General features: G+C 70.8%; 13 protein-coding genes. 5 read left to right on the top strand and 8 right to left on the bottom strand.

Annotated elements, in window-relative coordinates:
* Positions 1–36: 36 nt before the first annotated feature.
* From ACFY3V_RS28725 to ACFY3V_RS28705, 5 genes are read right to left on the bottom strand one after another with little or no spacing between them, the layout of a single operon-like run.
* Complete coding sequence (locus ACFY3V_RS28725) at positions 37–2,394, bottom strand: SDR family NAD(P)-dependent oxidoreductase (protein ID WP_389777860.1); 2,358 nt, start codon at positions 2,392–2,394, stop codon at positions 37–39.
* The gene (locus ACFY3V_RS28720; RefSeq protein WP_350941408.1) at positions 2,391–3,725 is read right to left on the bottom strand and encodes a cytochrome P450; all 1,335 of its coding nucleotides are present in this window, start codon (positions 3,723–3,725) and stop codon (positions 2,391–2,393) included. The genes ACFY3V_RS28725 and ACFY3V_RS28720 overlap by 4 nt, the downstream gene beginning before the upstream one ends.
* The gene (locus ACFY3V_RS28715; RefSeq protein WP_389777857.1) at positions 3,722–6,304 is read right to left on the bottom strand and encodes a KR domain-containing protein; all 2,583 of its coding nucleotides are present in this window, start codon (positions 6,302–6,304) and stop codon (positions 3,722–3,724) included. Before ACFY3V_RS28715 ends, ACFY3V_RS28720 begins: the two co-directional genes overlap by 4 nt.
* A complete protein-coding gene (locus tag ACFY3V_RS28710; protein WP_389777855.1) occupies positions 6,301–9,276 on the bottom strand; it encodes an SDR family oxidoreductase in 2,976 nt (991 codons plus the stop codon). The genes ACFY3V_RS28715 and ACFY3V_RS28710 overlap by 4 nt, the downstream gene beginning before the upstream one ends.
* Complete coding sequence (locus ACFY3V_RS28705) at positions 9,273–10,550, bottom strand: acyltransferase domain-containing protein (RefSeq protein WP_389777853.1); 1,278 nt, start codon at positions 10,548–10,550, stop codon at positions 9,273–9,275. Before ACFY3V_RS28705 ends, ACFY3V_RS28710 begins: the two co-directional genes overlap by 4 nt.
* 446 nt (positions 10,551–10,996) lie before the next feature.
* On the opposite strand from ACFY3V_RS28705, the gene ACFY3V_RS28700 reads away from it, so the two are divergent.
* Together ACFY3V_RS28700 and ACFY3V_RS28695 are read left to right on the top strand one after the other, a co-directional pair.
* A complete protein-coding gene (locus tag ACFY3V_RS28700) occupies positions 10,997–11,533 on the top strand; it encodes an NUDIX hydrolase family protein (RefSeq protein ID WP_350941413.1) in 537 nt (178 codons plus the stop codon).
* A gap of 270 nt (positions 11,534–11,803) precedes the next feature.
* Positions 11,804–13,072, top strand: a complete 1,269-nt coding sequence (locus ACFY3V_RS28695; protein WP_389777851.1) for an endonuclease Q family protein — start codon at positions 11,804–11,806, stop codon at positions 13,070–13,072.
* A gap of 279 nt (positions 13,073–13,351) precedes the next feature.
* Here the strand turns inward: ACFY3V_RS28695 and ACFY3V_RS28690 are convergent, their stop codons facing one another.
* Together ACFY3V_RS28690 and ACFY3V_RS28685 are read right to left on the bottom strand one after the other, a co-directional pair.
* Positions 13,352–14,143: a TIGR04282 family arsenosugar biosynthesis glycosyltransferase gene (locus tag ACFY3V_RS28690; RefSeq protein ID WP_362897859.1), complete on the bottom strand. Its 792-nt coding sequence runs from the start codon at positions 14,141–14,143 to the stop codon at positions 13,352–13,354.
* Between the two features lie 266 nt (positions 14,144–14,409).
* A complete protein-coding gene (locus tag ACFY3V_RS28685) occupies positions 14,410–14,652 on the bottom strand; it encodes a hypothetical protein (protein ID WP_362897861.1) in 243 nt (80 codons plus the stop codon).
* 282 nt (positions 14,653–14,934) lie between these two features.
* Here ACFY3V_RS28685 and ACFY3V_RS28680 point away from each other — a divergent pair, with 282 nt between their 5' ends.
* Genes ACFY3V_RS28680 through ACFY3V_RS28670 form a run of 3 tightly spaced genes read left to right on the top strand, consistent with a single transcriptional unit; the run spans position 14,935 to position 20,367 of the window.
* On the top strand, positions 14,935–16,149 hold the full coding sequence (locus ACFY3V_RS28680) for a DUF559 domain-containing protein (protein ID WP_389777848.1): 1,215 nt from the start codon (positions 14,935–14,937) through the stop codon (positions 16,147–16,149).
* Positions 16,139–16,954: a hypothetical protein gene (locus tag ACFY3V_RS28675; protein WP_389777846.1), complete on the top strand. Its 816-nt coding sequence runs from the start codon at positions 16,139–16,141 to the stop codon at positions 16,952–16,954. The genes ACFY3V_RS28680 and ACFY3V_RS28675 overlap by 11 nt, the downstream gene beginning before the upstream one ends.
* Complete coding sequence (locus ACFY3V_RS28670) at positions 16,954–20,367, top strand: helicase HerA domain-containing protein (protein ID WP_389777919.1); 3,414 nt, start codon at positions 16,954–16,956, stop codon at positions 20,365–20,367. Before ACFY3V_RS28675 ends, ACFY3V_RS28670 begins: the two co-directional genes overlap by 1 nt.
* Here ACFY3V_RS28670 and ACFY3V_RS28665 read toward each other — a convergent pair.
* Positions 20,327–21,073: a nucleoside/nucleotide kinase family protein gene (locus ACFY3V_RS28665; protein WP_389777844.1), complete on the bottom strand. Its 747-nt coding sequence runs from the start codon at positions 21,071–21,073 to the stop codon at positions 20,327–20,329. The genes ACFY3V_RS28670 and ACFY3V_RS28665 overlap by 41 nt on opposite strands.
* Between the last annotated feature and the right edge of the window lie 96 nt (positions 21,074–21,169).

Below are 21,169 nucleotides of genomic sequence, written 5' to 3'. Positions count from 1 at the left end.
GTGCGATCGGAGACCGCCTGACGAACGATCGGCTCCTCACCCCGACCGATGCGGGAAACCTGCCGCCGATCTCCCAGTCCTTCGGCTGCCGGGGATCACCCCTGCGACGAACAGTACGGGCTCGCCCGCCCGCGACCCGACCCAGCCACCTTCCACGGGCAGCAGCCGGTCCACGTGCTGCGCCCCTGGGCAGGGCACGATCCGGTCAATGGTGAGGAGATCGCCGCTCACCGGGCCTGCCGCGCGGACGGCTGCCTCCAGAGCGGCGGGCGAGATGCCGTGGACCGGCGGGAAGGGTGTCGTCCACAGGTCGGCGGCCGTCACGACGGGCAGCGGGTCCTCCGCCGTTCCGAGAACGAGCCCCGACCAGGCCAGGCGGCCACCGCCGCGCGCCTTGACCGCGGACGGGGCGGGGATCAGGGGAGAGAGCGCGGGAGGTTCCGGCTGGTGATGAGGGAGCGCTGGAGGCTCCGGTTCGTACAGCAGGCGCATCGAACCGGCGACCGCGCCGTCGGCGGCGGTGATCGTGACGTTGACCGTCCAGCCCTCCTCCGTCGTCTCGCCCACCGCCGACGTGGTGAACCGGCCGCCCTCCAGGACCAGCGCCGACAGGTGCACCCGCACGTCACGCACCGAGGCCAGGTGCTGCGGCGGCCAGCCGGGCGGCACCACCCAGTCGGCGACCGAGCACGCCTGCTCCACCAGCACCGACACCGGCAGCGCCGGTCGGCCGTCCACCGTGAAGTCGGTCAGGCAGGGATGGGAGCCCTGCCGGTGGACGATCGAGCCGCGCAGTGAGTGGAAGGGCCGGAAGTCCTCGACGTCGCCGAGGAAGTGCGCCAGGCCGTGCAGCCGGGGCAGGTCGGGGTGGCCGGTGAACAGCCAGAAACCGCGCAGCTGCGTGGGCACCAGCGCGCCGCCCACCTGACCGATGAACATGACCTCGCCGGTTCCGCCGGAGCGCAGCTCGTCGATCCAGCGGCGCACGCCCTCGGCGGGGTCGAGGGTGGACACGTACCGGACCGCCGCGTCGTAGTTGGCGATCACGCCCAGGCGCTCCCACGTCGGCCAGCAGAGCGTCTGAGTCGGCAGCCCGTAGGTGTTCCGCGCCCAGAATCCCAGCCTCGGCAACGCCTCGTTGCCCGCCGCGTAGTCGATCTGGCCGATCATGCCGCCCATCCGGCCGGCCAGCGACCCCACGTTGCAGAAGACCTTGAGCGCCGCCCGCCGCTCCGGGGTGGCGAGCACCGCCCTGGTCAGGGACTCGAACCCCGACACCTTCACCTCCACGGTGCGCACGACCTCCTCGGGGCTCTTCATGTCGAGCCTGGTCGGCACGTCGATGCCCGCGTTGTGCACCACCACGGTCGGAGCCGGGAGACGGGCGAACAGGGCGTCCACCTGTTCCTGCCGAACGCAGTCGCACGCCTCGTACGCGATGCGCAGGCCGTCCCGCTCGGCGGCGGCCAGATTGGCCGCGACCTGGCGCAGCTCCGACTCGCGCTTGAGCGCCGCCCGCGTCTTCCTCAGCGCGTCGGCGGTGCGGGCGGCCGCGATCCGGGCGTGGCGGTGGGCGGCGTAGCGGTCGTCCGGCAGCGTGAGCCAGTCCGCGGTGGGCAGCTCGTCGCGGCCCGTCACCACGACGCGACAGCCGAACCGCTCGGCCAGTCCGCGCGCCAGGGCGAAGCCGACGCCTCGCGCGCCTCCCGAGATCAGCACCACGTCGTCGGCGTCCAGGTCCAGGCGCGGCTGCGGTTCCGGGCTCGGCAGGGCGGTGAGCGCGTGGCGCACGCCCCGCCGGTAGCCGATCTCGAACAGGTCCCACGCCGCCAGCTCGGACTCCAGAAGCCCTGCGAGCCCGTCCGGGTCGGCGGTGTCGACGTCCAGCACCTTCACCGCGAGGTTGGGCAGCTCGCGTGGCAGGCACTTGGCGAACCCCGCCCAGATGCCGCCCAGGGGCGTGCCGATCCGCCCGTCGTCGTAGCCCATCAGGCCGCCCAGGTGGGTGACCGCGACGTAGCAGCATCGGTCGGCGCGCGACTCCGCCCGCCAGGAGGCGTAGCGGCGCTGCACCATGCGGGTGGTCCTGTCCAGCGCGTCCCGCCACTCGCCGCCGCCGAGCCGGTACGGGACGCCGGTGACGTTCAGGTCGACGATTCCGTCCCAGTCGTCGTGCTCCGGCTCGCGACCGGGGGCGCACACGTCGGCGCCGAGGCGGCTCGCCAGCCGCACGGCCAGGTCCGGGTCCGAGCCGATGACCAGCAGCCGCCGCGCCACGGGGGACGGGGGCGGGAGCGGGTGCGGCACCGGCTCCCAGACCATGCGACGCACGGGCCTGACGAAGGAGCCGGTCTCGAACGACACCAGATGCGGCCGGACCGCCGTCACGGTCACGTCCGTTCCCGCACGACCGCCGGAAGCCCCGAGCTGGGGAAGAGCGTGATGTAGTGGCCGCTGCGCACCTGGCGCGTGCCCGGCAGCCGCAGCCGGTAGCGCCGCGACAGCATCGCCACCGCCGTCACCAGCGTCGCCATCGCCAGTCCCTTGCCGACGCACATACGCCGCCCGCCGCCGAACGGCAGGAAGGCGTGCTTGTGCCGCTCGTCCTGGGCGTCGCCCAGGAAACGCTGCGGGTCGTACGCCTCCGGGTCCGCCCAGTGCTCGGGCGAGCGATGCGTGCCGTACACGCTGAGCAGGACCGTCGTGCCCGCGGGGACGTGCCGCCCGGCCAGAGTGTCCGGCTCGATGGCGTCGCGGGGGAACTGCCAGACCGGCGGGTGCAGGCGGAGAGCCTCGTTCACCGCCGCCGTCGTCTGGGGCAGCTCGCCAAGCCGTTCGAGGTCGGGCGGCCCTTCGGCCAGTACCTCGTCCACCTCGCGCTCGACGGCACGGCGGGCCTGCGGGTGACGGGCCAGCTCGTACATGGTCCAGGCCAGCGCCTGGCCGGTGGTGTCGGAGCCGGCCAGCAGCAGCGTGCGCAGGTTGTCCGACACCTCCGCGTCGGACAGTCCGGCGTCCAGCAGCAGTCCGGCGGCGTCCGTGCCATGCTCGCCCGCGGCCCGCCGCTCCTCGATCACCTGGCTGACGATGGCGTCGAGCACCCCTTCCGCCCACTTGCGGTCGCGGTGATAACGCGTCGGCACGAAGGACGGGATCAGCGCGGAGATGCCCTTGATCGTGCTGGTGTACATGACCTTGTTGGCGATCCCCGCGGCCCGGGAGTAGTCGGTGCCCGACAGGTCTCGGCTGATCAGGGCCATGCCCATCACCCGTGCGGACACGTCCATCAGGCCCGGCGCGACGTCCACGACCGCGCCCGAGGCGGCGTGCTCCGACCAGCGCCGCAGCAGTTTCTCCGTGGCCGCGATCGCCTCGCGGGCGCTGCCGGTCACCCGTTGTGGGGTGAAGGCCGGCTGCACCGCCTTGCGCGGGCCGCGCCAGCCATCGGTGTCGAGCGTGAGCAGGCCCGTTCCCATCGTGCCGACGAACCCCTTGTAGAGGGTGCCACGCCGATAGTTGTCCGGGTTGACGCGCAGCACCCGCTCGATCGCCTCCGGCTCGGTGACCTGGACGAACGGGATGGGCAGCTGGACCGACACCAGCGAGTCGCGCTCCTGCATGCGCAGCGTGTAGGCCAGCGGGTCCTTGAAGTAGGGGATGGCGTCGCCGATCACCGGCAGCCCTCGCGGGCCGTGGGCGACCGGGCAGGTCCCTTCGGGGGTCATCGGCGCTCCTCGCGGTCGAATCTCTCTCTGTCGACGTACTCACCGGTCTCCTGGTCCACGTAGCCGACAATGGCGCCGACGATGTCCTTCGCCTGTAGCAGCACCTCACCGTTCGACGCGACCGCGATGGCCCGGTTGTCCGGTTCGGGGTCCTCCAGGTCGAGGTCGACCGGGGTGACGTACAACTCCACCGGCTCGGTCAGCGCGGCCAGCGTCAGGTCGGTGTGCCCGCCGTACAGGTCGACGCGGCGGATCGAGCGGGGGATCGCGACCGGCGTCCAGCGGCCCCCCGCCCGCTCCAGGACGGCCACTCGCACCAGGCCGTCCAGCGTCACGGACGGGACCAGCAGGTCGGGAAACCAGCGGCGCAGCGCGGGCGCGTCGAGTGCGAGCCGGCCGCGCCGCCCCAGCGGATGCGTCCGGGTGTCGGTCGTGGACACGAACACCTCGCGCAGCAGGACGTCGGATCCCGGCATGTGGTACGGATCGCGCAGTGGCCGGCTCCCGTGCTCGTCCCAGTGCGTCCACGAAGGGCCGGGCACCGCCGCGTCGCGCAGCCGCACCGTGACCGAGAAGTGCAGCCGGTCGCGAGCGACCACGACACCGTTCGGGGCGACCACGTCCCCCAGCACCCGCACGGCCACCACCGACTCACGCTCGTCGGCGCGCACCAGCCTGGCGGTGAGCCGCTTCACCTCCGGCCGGTCCGCGCGGTAGACGCGCAGGAACGACTCCAGCCGCAGGTCCTCGAAGACGGCGGGCACCCGGTCGGGCACGAGCGAGACCGCGGCCTGCGCCGCCAGCTCAGGGACGAACGTGCCAGGCAGTGTCGGGTAGCCGCGGACCCGGTGGAGGTCGAGGTATCCGTCCCGGTCCAGGGAGAACGTCCGCTCGGCCACCAGCTCTGCGGCGTCGTGGCGCAACGTCCGGTCGATGAACGGCAGGAGCCGCTTCGCGCCCGCGGAGAACTCCAGGAACTCCGGTACGGCGGCCCTGATCGCGGCCCGCTCCTTGGCGCCGAAGAACACGGTGACGGGCGCGTCCGGGGCGGCGGCCAGCTCGGCCATGAAGTGCTCGACGCCCTCCTCGGTCGGCGTCGGCGTGAACTCTCCGCTGCCTTCCAGAAAGTCGCGCATCAACGGCGACGCGCCCAGTCCGATGTCGCGCCAGAGCGTCCAGCCGATGGTGAACTCCCCGGCGGCGTTCACGGCGGCCGTGTTGAGGAAGTCGTTGGCGGCGCCGTAGTCGGTCTCGCCACGCTGGCCCGTCAGCCCGATGAACGAGCCGAAGTTACACCACAGGCGTGGCTCGCGGCCCCGCGTCGCCTCCTTCAGGTTCAGGTACGCACGCACCTTGAGGTCGCGCACCGCCCGGAAGTCCTGGACGGACTTGGCGGTGACGTCGGAGGCCCGGTTCGTACCAGCGATGTTGAGCAGCAGGTCGATGGGGCCGTCCACGGTGGCGAGCGCGCGCCCGACCTCGTTGCCGTCACGCAGGTCGCAGCGCAGGTAGCGGACGCGTCCCGGCCCGCACAGCCGTTCCAGCCCGGCCAGCGTACGCCGGGTCTGCCGCGCCTCGCCGAGCCGGTCGTACCGGGCGTTCGCCTCCGACACCGGGACTCCCCGCCGCACCTGGACGCGGATGAACGCGCTGCGGTCGAGCTCCTCACCGGCGTCGTCGGGCAACTCGGAACTGCCCAGCACCACCAGGCGCGGACGGTGGCGCGCGGCCAGCGCCTCCAGTATCGGCGCGCCGATACCCCGCGCCCCTCCGGCTGCCACGACCAGGGCGTCCTCGCCCAGCGCCGGGACCTCGGACGGCGGGGCCGGGGTGGGCACCGCTCTCGGTGTGAGCCGCATGCCTCCCGCGTGGTAGGTCACCGGGATGAGCCGCCGCGCGCCCAGCTCGGCGCTCACCGTGGCCAGCACCTCGTCGAGCGGCACGTCCTCGTGCACGGTGGCCAGCACGTCGGCGCCGGGGAACTCCAGCGCCAGGCTCTTGACCAGGCCCGTGAACAGGCCCGTGAACGGCAGCGGCACGCCCGCCTCCGTCACACCGCCCACAACGCTCACCACGAACGAGCCGCCGTCCAGATACGCGGCGCACTCCTTGGCCTTCAAGAACACGCGTTCGTGCAGGTCGAGCAGCTCATCGACCGCTTCCGACCGGCGAGCCGCGCGCAGACGGGGGTCGGTCGCGTCCACAAGCACCCTGACGTGCGCGGACACACCGTCGTCGCGGCCCGTCCTGAAGCGCGGTGCGTTGGTCAGCACGACGGCGTCCGCCGGGATCGCGGGGGGTGCCGTGCGGACAGGGCGGCGCGGGTCGGGGGCCAGCTCGAACACGTGACGGTCCAGCAGCCGTTGCGGTTCGTGCTGTGCGGCGGACCCCGGAGACCGCGCGTCCCGCACGGCGGCCCCTGCCTTCCGCGGGTCCTGCGTGTCAGGTCTCCTCAGTTTGATGAGGCGCGCGCCGGCGCCGGGGTCGGGCCTGAGCTCGATCGCCCCGTCTCCCCCGCCCTCCAGGAACGCGATCAACTCGCGGGCGCCCTGCGCGCCCAGCAGATTCGCCCTGCTCATGCCGTGGCCTCCAGCCTGTCCTCGGCGACCGCCTCGACGGACACCACGGCCAGCACCGGCAGTCCCTCGGCCAGAGCCAGCGACTCGCGGGTGACCGCGAACAGGAACGTGCCCTCGCCGATCGGCCCGCAGCCGAGCAGGTCGCCCCACGACCGCAGGCTGTTGCCGTTACTTCCCGCCACCAGAACGACGTCCACGTCGCCGAAGTCCAGGTAGCGTCCGGCCAGGTCGAAGGCGTCGGCCAGCGAGGCGGCACCGCCGTCCACGGCGATGTTGAGCCCGCGCAGGTCGAAATAGCCACACAGGCGGGCGGCGATGACGTTCGGCATCTCACCGGGAAAGGAGTCCTCGTCCGGCGGCCCGATGAGCCCCTCCACGCGCTCGCGCAGCTCCACCGCCCGCTCGCCCGCCAGGTGATCGAGCTCGTCCAGGTAGGCGCGCACGGCGTACAGGACGGCGTTGCGTGTGGGACCGGTGTGGCCCACGACCACGCCGGTCGTGCGGTTGTGACGGGCGCAGAACTCGCGGACGCGCGGCTCCAGCCGCTGCATGCACTCGATGATCATGAGCTGGGTACGGTCGGTCGCCCGGATCGTGGACGCCGGCAACCGCAGGCGGGCGAACGGCGGATGCGGATAGCGGTCGCCGAACGAGTCCGGCTGGAGGTGCCGTCCGCGCGCCCACGCGCCTACCTGCTCGTTGTCCTCGGCCCCCGGCGTGTGCGCCGACCAACCGACGATCACCATGGGCTCGTCGTTCCTGGCCCCGTAACCCGCACGAGCGGGCCGGTCCTGGAGAAACTCCTGCACCAGCAGGTGCGCGTTCGTGCCGCCGAACCCGAATCCGGACACGGCAGCCGTGCGCGGCCCATCGGGCCGGGACGGCCACCGCACCGGCCGCGTGGGGATGGTCAGATTGCAGGTCGCCAATCCGAAGGAGTCCGGCGCGGCCGAGAAGCGATGCTGGGGAGGGATCGTCTCGTGCCGCAGCCCCAGCAGCGCGTGGATGACCGACACCACGCCCGCCGCCCAGCCGGTGTGGCCGATCAGCGACTTGTTCGAGGTCACCCGCACCTGACGGGTGCCGGCATAGGCGGCACGCAGGCTGAGGAACTCGGCCTCGTCACCCGCCGGGGTGCCTGTGGCGTGCGCGATCACCCAGTCGACGTCGTCGGCGCCGACACCCGACTTGTCGAAGGCGCGGGCGATCGCGAGTTCCTGGCCCGCGCTGGAAGGCGCGTAGATCGCTTTGCCCTTGCCGTCCGCCGACAGCCCGACGCCCGCGATGAGGCCGTGCACGGTGTCGCCGTCCGCCAGCGCCCGCGACAGCCGCTTCAGCACCACGACGCCGGCGCCGTCGGAGAACAGCACGCCGTCCGCGTTCCTGTCCAGGGCGCGCACCTCGCCACCACGCGACAGGCCGTGGAGCTTGGAGAACAGCACAGAACCGCCGGGGGCCAGCGCGAACGCACCGCCGCACACGGCGACCTCGGCCCGGTCCGCCAAGAGGTCGCGTACCCCCAGATCGACGGCGTAGAGGGATGACGAGCACGCGGTGTCCACCATGAGCAGCCGCGTGTCCGCCGGGAGCAGGCCGTCGATCGCGCTCGCGCCCACCCGGTGCGGGAGCGGCTCCGACCGGAGGGCGTCGCCGTGCGGCAGCACACCGGGGCCGCCGAGCTCCAGGTCCACCAGCGCCTCCACCAGGTGCTGGCTGCCGTCGGGGGTGTAGCCGAAGCAGGCGGTGAAACGATCGGCGTCCCGCCTGGTCACACCCTCCAGCGCCTGGTGGACGCTGTGCCGCAGCCACAGTGTGGTGTGGTCGAGCCCGGCGTCCGGGCGTTCCGCGGCCAGGGCGGGGTGCGGGGTGAAGTCGGTGATGAAGCCGGAGCGGCGCTGGTAGGTCTTGTCGGGGGCGCCGGGGTCGTCGTCGTGGAAGCTTGCCAGCGGCCAACGGTCCGGTGGGACGTCCACGAACAGGTCGGCGCCCTCGGTGAGCAGCCGCCAGAACGCGTCGGGATCGTTGGCTCCCGGCACGGCCAGCCCCATGCCGACCACCGCGATCGGATCCACGCCCTGGATCCGCTCTGTGCGCGCCTCGGGCACGGGTCTGAACTCGGATCCGGGTTCCGGCCCGGGTTCCGGCCCGGGTTCCGGCCCGGGCTCCGGCCCGGGTTCCGGTCGCGACCGCGCGGGCTCCGGCCCGGGGCCCGGGGACAGTGCCGCGCGGTGCAGCGACAGGCCGCCGTCCGCGACCACCGTCTGTCCCGTGACCCAGGCCGCACCCGGCGACGCCAGCAGCAGCACCAGGTCCGCCAGGTCGGCCGGGGTCGCCAGCCGGCCCATCGGGGTCGCGGCCACGGCGTTCGCGCTCATCGAGTCGAAGCCGGGGAACATCCGTCCGACAGGGTTGTCCAGCAGCCCTGCGGAGGCGGTGTTCACGCGGATCCCGTCCGGCGCGAACTCGGCGGCCAGGTAGCGGGTCAGCGCCTCCAGCGCCGCCTTGGACAACCCCACCGGCAGGTAGTTCGCCGGTGTGTACGCCGCCCCGACCGAGGAGACGTTGACGACGCAGCCCCCGTCCGAGCGCGCCAGCAGCGGACGGGCTGCGCGAGCACACCACAGCGCGCCCTTGACGTTGGTTTCGTACGCCTGGTCCAGGTGCTCCTCGGTGAGCTCGTCCCAGCCGACGAAGGTGCCCGTGGCAGCGTTGTTGACCAGCAGGTCCAGCCGTCCGTACGCCGAGGTCACCTCGTCGAACATCCGGCGCACCTGGTCTTGCTTGGCCACCGACGCCCGGATCACCCGGACGCCGCCGCCCAGCTCGGCCGCGAGCTCCTTGGCCGCGTCGTAGGAGTGGAAACAGTTCAGCACCACCGTGGCGCCTGCCTCGGCGAGCGAGCGCACGAGGTGCGCTCCCACGCTGCCCGCCCCGCCCGTGACGAGGGCCACCCGGCCCTCGAACGCCGTCATGCCGCGTCCGACTTGGCCAGCGAGTCGACCGTGAAGTCCACCACCTGGCCGAACGTGCGGTAGTCGGACACTCGCAGGTCCTCGGGGCGCCTGCCCAGCTCGAACAGGAGGTTGATCCGGCTCATGAGCTCCACGCGCTTGACCGAGTCGACACCGAGGTCGGCCTCCAGCTCGGCATGGTCCTCGAAGACCTCTTCCGGGTACTCCAGGGCGGTGGCGTAGAGGTCGCGCACGCGGGCGGCGATCGCCTCCCTCGACTGCGAGGCCGCGCCTCCGGCGGATACGGCGGTGCTTTCTTCGACGGCCACCTGAGTGGTGGGGACATCGACGGTCACCGGCCGGGCGACGGCGCTGTCGGCGGAAATCGTCTGGACAGCGGGGTTCTCGATGGTCGTCGACCGAGTGACGGGATTCTCCGCGGTCACCGACCGGGAGGTGGCGGCGGGAGCCAGGAAACGTCCGGTCTCCCGCAACGTGTTCACGTCCTGAAGCAGCGGCGTGCACACGGACGCGGCCCGGTGCGCCGACCGCACCCGTGACGTCAGTGCCCGCCCCGCGCCCACCTCCACCCAGACGCCCGCGCCGGAACGGTGCAGCCGCTCGACGGCCGCGCCGAAGCGCACCGGGGTGACGAGGTGGGAGGCGAGCAGTTCGCCGAGGTCGTCCGAGTCGCGATAGTAACGGCTCAGGATGGGCGAGAAGACGGGCACGTCCAGCCCGCGCCGCCCGTACCCGGTGAGCCTACGGCCCAGTTCCCGCCCGGCAGGGTCGAGCAGCGGGCTGTGGAACGGGTGCGGCGCGCGCAGCTCGGTGACGGAAAGTCCCACGGCGTCGGCGATCGCGGACGTGCGCCGCAGCGCGTCGGCCGACCCCGCCACCACCGTCTGATCCGGCCCGTTGTCCACCGCGATCACGGCCCCGGAGGTGGGCAGCAGATCCAGGATCTGCTGGGTCCGCTCCGCCGCGCAGCCCAGCGCCAGCAGCCCGCCGCCGCTGCTGTCGTGCTCGCGCAGCACGATGATGCGGTGGCAGAGGATCTCCGCCCCCTCGGCGATGTTCAGCGCGCCGCCGGCGACCAGTGCCGCGATCTCGCCGAGGCTGTGCCCGACGAGCACGCTGAACCGTGCTCCCTCCTCGGTGAGCGCGCGGTGAGCCGCGGTGGACGCGGCGAACACGGCCAGCTGCAGGACATCCGGCGCCTCATTCAGCAACTGCTCCGGGGAATCACCGGAAAAAGCGCGATCCAGGCCCTTGCCCAGCATTCCCCTGGCCACTTCGTCGATGATTTCAATCGCTTCTGTCGCACCATTTCCATGGTCCTTCAACCATCGCAGGGCGTTCGGCACATATGCGCCTTGACCCGGGAAAAGGCCGACCACTATCTCTACGGTGCCCAGCATTTCCTTTCCCTCCCCGAGCATGAAGAACAGGCAAACGCGTCGCCCATTGCAGTCCTCACGAAAAAATGCGTGCGAGGGATTGACTCTTTTGACGACAACCGCGATCATGATGCACTGGGCACCCCTAAGGTTTTAACTACATTCGTAGATCATGGTTCAAGTCGCCGGGGGGCAGCCTGTAGCCGGTGGAGCATCCCGCGGCGAGCTTCGCCTTGACCTACGATCTGGCCGTGTCCCGGAATGCCGATCCGACCGCGCTCGCCGGGAAGAACCGGCCGCTCCGACGTCTTTCCGAGCCGACCGCGAAGTACCATCGGTCAATGACCGAAATGACCGAAACCACGCCCGGCTGGCTCGCTCCGGAAGAACTGGAGGCGACCCGCGCACGGATGCCGATCCTCTACGTCGACGCCGTCCCCGTACGGGTCGACGAGACGGGAACGGTCACGCGCGTCGGCCTGCTGCTGCGCATCGGAGCGGACGGAGCCGTCAGCCGCGCCCTCGTCTCCGGCCGCGTGCTTCACCATGAGCGCGTCCGCGACGCGCTCATGCGGCACCTGGAGAAGGATCTCGGTCCGACGGCACTGCCCTGCATCCCCCCTTCCCCGCAGCCGTTCACCATCGCCGAGTACTTTCCGACCCACGGCGTCACGCCCTATCACGACCCCCGGCAGCACGCGGTCTCCCTCGCCTACGTCGTCCCCGTCACCGGCGACTGCCGTCCCCGGCAGGACGCCCTCGACCTCGTCTGGTTCACCCCCGAGGAGGCTTCCTCACCGGTGGTGCAGCAGGAGATGCTCGGCGGGCAGGGCCTCCTGCTGAAGCAGGCCCTCGCACACGTCGGCTGCCTTTCCTGACCGTCGCACGCCCTGTCGCACGCCCTGTCGCACGCCCTGGGGAAGCGACCGGTCGTCGTACTCGGGCCGGTGCCGCACGCATCGACCGCTTTCCCGACCGCCGCACAGGTCGATCACCTTCGGCGACGTACGGCCATGATCCTTTTTCCTGGGCTGTGGCGGTCTGGGTCATGACGGTCTGGGTATGAGGGCTTCACCGACGCCTACGGGTGGCCCTCGCCGAGCCGGCCTTCCCGGGACAGGAAGCGATGGATGCGTTTTCATGCGGATTTGCACATTCACTCGAAATACGCGCGGGCCTGCAGCAAAGACAGCGACCTGGAGCACCTGACGTGGTGGGCTCGGCGCAAGGGCGTCGCGTTGCTGGGCACCGGTGATTTCACGCATCCGGCGTGGTTCGAGCATTTACGCGAAAATCTCGTACCGGCGGAGCCGGGGCTGTTCCGGCCCCGCGAGGAGATCGCCTCGGAGGCCCTCGGACCGCTGCCCGCCGGTGTCGGCCCCGATGAGGTGCGGTTCATGCTGTCCGCGGAGATCTCCACGATCTACCGGCGCGGCGAGCACACCCGCAAGATCCACCACCTGGTCTACATGCCGGGCTTCGACGAGGCCGCGACGTTCAACGCCAGGCTCGACCGGATCGGCGACCTGAGCTCGGACGGACGCCCCATCCTCGGCCTCGACTCCCGTGCCCTGCTGGAGATCACCCTGAGCAGCGGTGACGGCGCCTACCTGGTGCCCGCCCACGTCTGGACGCCGTGGTTCGGCGTCTTCGGCTCGAAGTCGGGCTTCGACACGATCGAGGAGTGCTACGGCGAGCTCTCCGGCCACATCTTCGCGCTGGAGACCGGCCTGTCCAGCGACCCGGCCATGAACTGGCGGGTCTCCGCCCTCGACCGCTACCGGCTGGTCAGTTACTCCGACGCCCACTCGCCGCCCATGGTCGGCCGCGAGACCACGGTGTTCGAGACCGACCTCGACTACTTCGCCGTCCTGCGGGCGCTCCGGACCGGGACCGGGTACGCGGGAACGACCGAGTTCTTCCCCGAGGAGGGGAGATACCACGTCGACGGGCACCGCAGGTGCGACGTCCGGATGGGTCCCGAGGAGACGCGCGGGCGCGACGGGATCTGCCCGGTGTGCGGGAAGCCGCTCACGGTGGGCGTGCTGAACCGGGTCCAGGAGCTGGCCGACCGGCCCGACGGTTTCCGGCCCGAGGGCGTCGCGGGCTTCCGCAACCTCGTACCGCTGCCGGAGATCGTCGGCGAGATCCTCGACGTGGGGTCGAAGAGCAAGAAGGTCCTCAGGGAGGTCGACAGGCTCACCGCCGCGCTGGGCCCCGAGTTGGGGATCCTGGAGGACGTACCGGTCGAGGACATCGCGGACCTCTCACCGCCGCTCGCGGAGGCCGTCGGACGGCTGCGCCGCGGCGAGGTGATCAGGGAACCCGGGTACGACGGCACGTACGGCGTGATCCGGCTCTTCGAACCGGGCGAGCTGGAGCGGGCGCGCGAGGACACCGCCCCGACGCTTTTCTAGTGGGCCGTCACACAACCTTGCTGGGGAAACCAGACCTGAAGAGAGCCGGTCACCCGGTCGTGATACCCGGTCAACGTTCGGAGACGGGCCACCAGCCCCGCCTGCCAGGCACTACTTTCCAGGTCCCCGCCTTTCAGGCCCTGCCTTCGAGACACCGCCTTTCAGGCCCGCTGCCCCGACACCCAACCCCGCTGACCGCGACCTCCCGGCTTCCCCTCGGTCCCGGTCTCCGCGACCGCGCCCCTCGATTCCGTGCGTGCGGCCTTCCTGGACTCCGGATCACCGCAGCGCGCTCATCCTCGCGAGAGCGGCGGCGAAAAAAGAGCGCGGAGCCTGCGCGGCCACCACGAACGCGTCGGCCGCGGTGTCCACGTCGGTGAGGCGGGGCATCAGGGCGACGCTCAACCCGGCCTCCTCCAGCCTCCGCAGCTGGATCTCTCCGACGGTCGGCTCCGACATCGGGACGCCGAGCAGGAGTGTGGGCTCGGGAGCGCGCAGCCCGAGCAGCCAGAACCCGCCGGCCGTCGTCGGGCCGAACACCGCGTCGTAGGCGCTGAGCATGGACAGGGCGTAGACGAGCATGTCCGGGGTGACCTGCGGGGTGTCGGCGCCGATGAGCACGACCGGTACGGGCAGGAGCCGGTGGGCGTCGTCGAAGGCCGCGGCGAGCCGCTCGTCCGGCGCCTCCCCGCGCTGCGGCAGCACCGCGAAACCGTGGGGAAGCCAGGGGCCGGGGGCGCCGTCGAGCGCGAGCACCCTCCTGTCGACGGGAACGCGGGCGACCGCGCGCAGCGTGTCCTCGAGGGCGGCGGCGGCCAGCGCGGCCGCCTCACGCGCGGTGAAGGGCGGGATCAGCCGGGTCTTCACCTGTCCCGGCACCGGCTCCCTCGCGATCACCACCACCTGCCCCTCGGGCGGCCCGCCCTGGGACGGTACGCGCCGCGACGGCCCGCCCCAGGCTCGTCGGCTCCTGGACGCCTCGCCATGAGGTGTCTCGTTCCCGGTGTTCCCGGTGTTCCAGATGTGAGGGAACGGGCCGGTGCCGTACCGTCCGCTCCCGGCACGGCTCATGCGTCCGCTCGATCGGCCATGACCCGGCGCGTCAGAACCGCCTCCCCGTACGGGCACTGCGGCACCACGTCGATCTTCATCGTTCGACGTTAAGGCCGGTGGGCGGGCTCCCTCGTGAGGGCGAGGGCGTGCTGCCAAGAAATGACCGGTTCAGGCCCACGGTTGGAGAATGTTTGGGAATTCCGGCGCGAATACCCCTACTCGCCACGATCACCAACCGGCGTCGCGCCCCCGACCTCTTTCAGGAGCGCGTTCGGGAGAACTCCCTACATGCTCTCGGTGAACGTCCGGGAGTTGCTCTCACTGCTCTGGTAGCTCTGGTAGCCCGGTCCCCACGTCCAGGTCTCCGTACGATCGCCGTTTTTGACGGTCTCCCTCCCGAAGAGCGAGCATTCGCTCGCCATGGCGGGCGTGGGCGGGATGAGGGCGGCGGACGCGACCGGCGCGGCGAGCACCACCGTGGAGGCGGTGAGGGCGATGACAGCGGTGATACAGCGGGCAACAGGCATGGGTTCTCCCATGACGTGCGGATGATCCGACGGAGATATCGCCTTTTTTCCGGAAAGCCGAACCACGCCGACCATCAAGATTCACACCGAGTCACATTCGGATCATCCGGATTTGTCCACCAGCTGGAATCACGTCTTCCATGGTCGGGGGATAAATCATCTCAAATACGAAATTTCGGGCATTGGAAACGGATGAATTTTATCGCTTCTCGCAAAACGCCTGCATCACCCAGCACTGGCGTATAACCTCGCGAAGTCTCAACACGCGGAAAAGGAAGTGGCGTGGCAGGATCATGGGCGGAGCTGCCGACGGGACGCGTCGTGCGCGTTCGCGGCGCGGACCCCGATGCCATCGCCCTTTCGATCGACCCGCTTCCCGACGACGCGCCGGCGATCGTCACCTACTACGCGGGTGACACGCGATCCGCGGGGGAAACGGTCTCCTCGGTACTGGGTGAGCTGGAAAAAGCCGCCGTCGATCTGTTCCCCGCGTGGCTGCCCGGCGCCGAGGGCATCGGCGGCCCCGGTGGCGCGGGCGGGCGCGCCGTACGCGTGCTCGCGCTGCGGGCCGCGTCCGCGACCGAGCACTTCGGCCCCTTCCTCGCCGACCTCGCCGAGCGGGCGCTGCACGAGGTCGAACCTCCCCCGCCACCGGGGACGTCACGGGAGGCCACGGCCCGGGAGGCGCTCCGAGCATCGCGGGAGGCGGCGACCCGGGAGGCACTTCGCGGGGCGTCGCGGGCCGCTCGGGAAGCGCTACGAGGGGCCTCCCGCGAGGCGAGAGCGCGGCGCCCCTCCAGATTCACGGCCGAGACGCGGGCCGCCGGCCTCGGACGAGTGATCGCCGCCAGCTTCGGCCGGTCCCGCGCGGCGATCCTCGTACACGTCCCCGCAGACCTCTCTCCCTCGGCGGAGGAGGCGCTCGTCGCGGGGTGCGAATGGCTCGCCCACCACGGTGGCCTGGGAATCTGGCTCATCGGCGCCCCCCTGGCCACCGTGGACCGGATCGCCGTGACGCCCCTGCGACTGCCGGCCGAGGTGACGGACCTCCTCCGCGGCCTACCGGAACCGGCGGATCCCCAACCCGAGGCCCGTACGGCGCACACGGTCACCTACCCGGCGTTGGCGGGAAGGCCGCATCCGGCGAGCGTCGCCGAACGGACGCTGGAGGCCGCGCTCGCCACGTGCGACTGGGCGACAGGACGCGCGTGGAACCAGACCCACCGGCCGCACCCGCTCGTCAACCCCATCCGGGTGGACCTGCTCTGGCGGGACGAGCGGTGCGTGATCGAGATCGACGGCCCCGAGCACCACTCCCCGCGCGCGTACGCGGCGGACAGGCAACGGGACGTACGGCTCCAACTCGACGGCTACGCCGTGCTGCGCTTCACCAACGCGCAGGTCATCACCGATACGAAAACCGTGCTTCACCAGATAAGGCGATTTCTCCGGGACCGTCGCCCCGGAGCGTTGGAAGGATTAGAACATGCCCGATAAAGCACTTTCACTGCCGGAAATCGCCGCACTGCTGGTGTTGATGATCGAGGCGAAGGAGATCTCCAATCCGGAGCTCAAGGAGCTTCACGGTCTGACGATGACAAAACAGGTGCGCGATAAGTTGAACGACCTGAAGCTCGTGGAGAGCCGGAAGGGAAAGCGCGGCGCGTTCTTCCACACACTGACCGACGCCGGATGGGCCTGCCTGAACACCGAGCTCCGGACCGGGATCGTCGTCCCGAAGGGCTCAAGCTCGGAGAGGGCCGCGCTCCGCGCCGCCCTGCACATCCTGCAGGGCTTCATGAAGCGGACCGACGACAATCTCGCCGACATCTTCGACGGAAACACCACCCCCGTATCCGAGGACTCTTCCGGCGACCCCGCACCGGCACCCGCGGCCTCCTCGGACGAGCCCGCGCCCACGACTTCCGCAGACACCCTCGCAAAGGCCCCCACGGCCTCGGCTTCTGTAAACACCCCTGCGGAAGCCCCCACGGCCTCCGCTTCCGCAGACACCCCCGCGGCTCCTCCGGCCTCGACGGCTCCGGACGTCGAGCAGCGCATTCGTATCGCATACCGCGAGCTGGCCACCAAGCCGGACGCCTGGGTGAGCCTCACGAAGCTCCGCCCCCTGCTGGGCGAGGTGCCGAGGGCGACGGTCGACGAGACCCTCATCCGGATGAACCGTATGAAGGACGTGAACATCGTCCCGGAGTCCAACCAGAAGATGCTCTCCAAGCAGGACAGGGACGCGGCGGTGACCATCGGCGAGCAGGAGAAGCACCTCCTCTGGATCGAGGCGTGATGAGGAACGAGGAGCGCAAGGCCCTGACGGAGCTCAAGCTCAGGCTGAACTCGGTGCTGGCCCTTGACGATGTGTGGAATACCTCGCCGTTCCACGTGAAGGGCCTGCACCGCCACACCGGCCAGCTTCTGCTCGACGGACTGGGCGAGGCCGGGGAGAGCCGAGGTCCGAGCCCGATCGGCGTGGTCGTCCAGGGCCAGCGGGGTACGGGCAAGACGCACCTGCTGGGTTGGGCACGCGCCCGGGTCCTGCGGGAGGGCGGATACTTCATCCTGGTGAGCCTGCTGGACTCCAAGGACTTCTGGGAGAGCGTCGTGGTGTCGATGCTCGACAGCCTCTCCCGCAAGGTCAGGGAGGCAGACGGGGCGAGCCAGCTCAAAATCTTCCTGGAGCACCTGTCGGAGCTGGTCGAGGTCCCCCGGATGGTGCGGCGCGCGGTGACCGGGAACACGGCGCTGACGAAGGAGGCCCTCGACGCCTTCGTCGAGGCGCTGCACCGCTTCGACGGACCGCTGTGCCGGGACACCCAGAACACCGTGCGGGCGCTCGTCCTGCTCGCTTCGGGTGGCCTCGCGACACAGGACATCGGAACCTCCTACCTTTCCTCAATTCCCGAGGAGGAGCCGGGTGAGCGCGCCCAGTGGGGCATCCGGCGGGGCGAGAAGTCACCGCAGGAGATCGTGAAGGACATCTCGCGGCTCATGGCACTCACCGGCCCCTCCGTGATCGCGATCGACCAGATCGACACGCTTATCGCGCAGTCCTCGCTCGCCGGTGTCAACGACTCGGAGCAGGACTGGCGCCTAGCCCTCGTCGTCGAGCAGGTCGCGGGTGGCCTGATGGCGCTGCGGGAGGTCACCCGCAGGACGCTCACGGTCGTCTCCTGCATCCCCTCGACCTGGATCCTCATCGAGAGGCTCGCGACCGACACCGTCCAGGACCGGTTCAGGAAGACGGTCCAGCTCATGACCATTCCCGACGAGAAGGTGGGCCGCGAGCTGGTCGAGCGGCGGTTCGCCGTGCCGTTCCGGAGGGCCGACTTCACGCTGCCCTATCCGACGTGGCCGGTGCTGCCGTCCGCGTTCGAGGACGCACCCGACTTCACCCCACGACAGCTGCTGAAGGTCGTCGACCGGCATCTCCACTCCTGCCTGGTCGACGGCAAGATCAGGGAGCTGGAGAGCCTTCACGCCCGTCCCGCCCTGGATCCGACCCCCGTCCCCGGGCCCCCTGTCTCCCCGCAGGAATTCGCGGCGTTGGACGCCCGCTTCGCCGTGCTGCGAGACCGGGCGGACGTGACCTCGGCGACCGCTCCCTCGACCGAGGACATGACGATGCCCGCGCTGCTCTCGGCGGGACTCAACGCCTGGATCGCCGAACAGGGCGACGCCGGACGCCTGTTCAGCCAGGATCCCCCGCCGAGTTCGAAGCCTCCCCTGCACGCGCGTCTGCGCCGCAGCCTGGACGAGACCACCGAGGACGAGGCGCACTGGTGCTTCCGCGCGATCGCCACCAAGCACGCCAACGCCGCACTGGTCCGCCTGCGCAACGCCTCGGTGGCGGCGGGCCTGGACGCCGGGGTCCCGAAGCGGAAACTGTTCGTGCTGCGGAACGCGGAGTGGGCGAAGGGACCGCGCACCCGGGAGGTTCTCGCGGAGTTCGAGCGGGCGGGCGGCAGGGTGCTCCGCGTGGACGACGAGGACCTCAGGATTCTCACGGCGCTCCGCGACCTGTTCGTCGAGGACCCCGCGAACCTGCAGGCCTGGCTCGTCTCGCGGAAGCCCAGCGGTGACGTCAAGCTGTTCAGCGAGGCGCTGGGTGACGGGTGGACCGTTCCCGGCGAGCTTCCAGGCCCCGAAGGTCCGCCCTCTCCCGTCACCTCCGACGAGCCGTCCGGCCAGGTCGCTCTCGAAGATGCCGAGACGGCGGGGCACGCCACCGTAGTGGCCGAGCCCGGACACACCGCCGCCGGAGGGCACCCCGGCCAGGCCGCTTCCTCACCGCAGGTCTCCCCCGTGGCAAGACCCGCTGTGAGGCCCGACACGGAGTCCGACGCGAGCCCTCACGCGAGACCCGCGAACCACGGATCCGCGAACCACACGGACCGTCGTACGGGAACCGGCACGGAATCCAACACGAGCCCTCGTACGAGACCCAACGCGAACCGCGCGCCTTCCGTCACCCTCGGCAGGGCGATGGCCGACGGCACCCCCCTCGATCTCGACCTGGAATCGCTCAGGAAACACACCGCGATCTTCGCCGGGTCCGGGTCGGGGAAGACCGTGCTCATTCGCGGCCTGATCGAGAGGTGCGCGCTCCAGGGCGTGTCGGCCATCGTGCTCGACCCCAACAACGACCTGGCACGTCTGGGAGACCCCTGGCCGTACCCGCCGACACACTGGGACGCCGATGCCCCCGCGAAGGCCGAGAGGTATCTCGCCGACACCGACGTCGTGATCTGGACGCCGCGTCGCAGCGCGGGACGTCCCCTCAGCTTCCAGCCCCTGCCCGACTTCGCGAGTGTCCTCGACAACCCCGACGAGTTCACCGAGGCCGTGGAGGTGGCCGTCGCGTCCATCGTGCCGCGGGTCAAACTGGATGCGAGAACGGCCAAGGCCCAGCTCGGGCAGGCGGTGCTCAGGGAGACGCTCAGACACTACGGAAGGCAGGGGGCGAGCGGCCTCAGAGGGCTCATCGCGATGCTGTCGGCACTGCCGGACGGGGTGAGCGGGCTCGACAACGCGGAGAAGATCGCGTCCGAGCTGGCCCAGAACCTGACCGCGGCCATGGTGAACGACCCGTTGTTCGGCGGTGAGGGTACGCCGGTGGATGCCGGACTCCTGCTCACCCCTCCCCCTGGAAAGCGGGCACGCGTCTCGGTGATCAGCCTTGTCGGGCTGCAGTCGGACCACCAGCGGCAGAGCTTCGTGAACCAACTGCAGATGGCCCTGTTCGCCTGGATCAAGAAGAACCCGGCCGGCGACCGGCCGTTGGGCGGGCTGTTCGTGATGGACGAGGCCCAGACGTTCGCGCCGTCCGGCACGATGACGCCCTGCACGCACAGCACGCTCGCGCTCGCCTCCCAGGCCCGCAAGTACGGGCTCGGTCTCGTGTTCGCGACCCAGGCACCCAAGGGACTGCACAACCGGATTCCCGGTAACGCCGCGACCCAGTTCTTCGGCCTGCTGAACAGCCCGATCCAGATTTCCGCCGCGAGGGAGATGGCCCAGGCCAAGGGGAGCGACGTCACCGACATCTCGCGGCTGCGGACGGGCCAGTTCTACGCGGCCTCCGAGGGTTCGGCGTTCGTGAAGGTGCAGGTTCCCATGTGCCTGAGCCACCATCCGAAAGACCCGCTCAGCACCGAGGAGGTCATCGCGAGGGCGGGGAGGCCGGTGGCGGACTCCCGCTGACCTCGCCGATCGAGCGCAGGACGGCGTCGGGGACGACGAGGTCGGCGCGGAAGCGGGTGGTGGCGATGAGGTCGGCGTTGCGCTGGTCGGTGCCCAGCGCCCAGGCCGCGGCGGCCTCGGGGTCCTTGCCGAAGCGCTCGTGCCGGGCGACGAGGCGGCGTACGCGCTCGTCCGGGTCGAGGTCGCAGTACCAGACCTCGTGGAGCCACGATCGCACGCGTGCCCAGTCGCCCCGGTCGAGCAGCAGGTAGTTTCCCTCGGTGACGACGAGCCGGGCGGCCCGAGGGACCGGGATGCTTCCCGCGATCGGCTGCTCCAGGTCACGCTCGAACGCGGGCGCGTAGACCATGTCGTCCTCGTCCTCGCGCAGGCGGCGGAGGAGAGCGGCGTATCCGGCGGCGTCGAAGGTGTCGGGGGCGCCCTTGCGCTCGCGGCGCCCGAGCCGGTCGAGCTCGACGTCGGCGAGGTGGAAGCCGTCCATCGGCACGTACGCCACCCACTCCCGCTCCGGCAGTCCCTCCGGAGGCGCCGATCGCAGCAGGCCGACCAGGTGCTCGGCGAGGGTGGTCTTGCCCGCCCCCGGGCTCCCGGTGACGCCGAGCAGCGCGCGGTGCCCCTCCCGTACGAGGGAGCGCGCCCTGACCACCAGGTCGTCGAGGGAGGTCGTCGGGTCGTCCCCGGCCGTAACCGCCGAAGTGCTCGTCACGTGAACGAACGTAGCCGAGCCCTCCGCCGACAGCCAGCGCGGCCCGTACGTCTCGACGGCGCTGCAACAATTCCGGTCCCTGCGCCGTCTAGGCCG

Source organism: Streptosporangium sp. NPDC000095, assembly GCF_042899335.1.
In the GTDB taxonomy this organism is placed as follows: domain Bacteria; phylum Actinomycetota; class Actinomycetes; order Streptosporangiales; family Streptosporangiaceae; genus Streptosporangium.
Note: the sequence above shows the minus strand (reverse complement) of the source record. Positions and strands in the feature narration are given on the sequence as shown.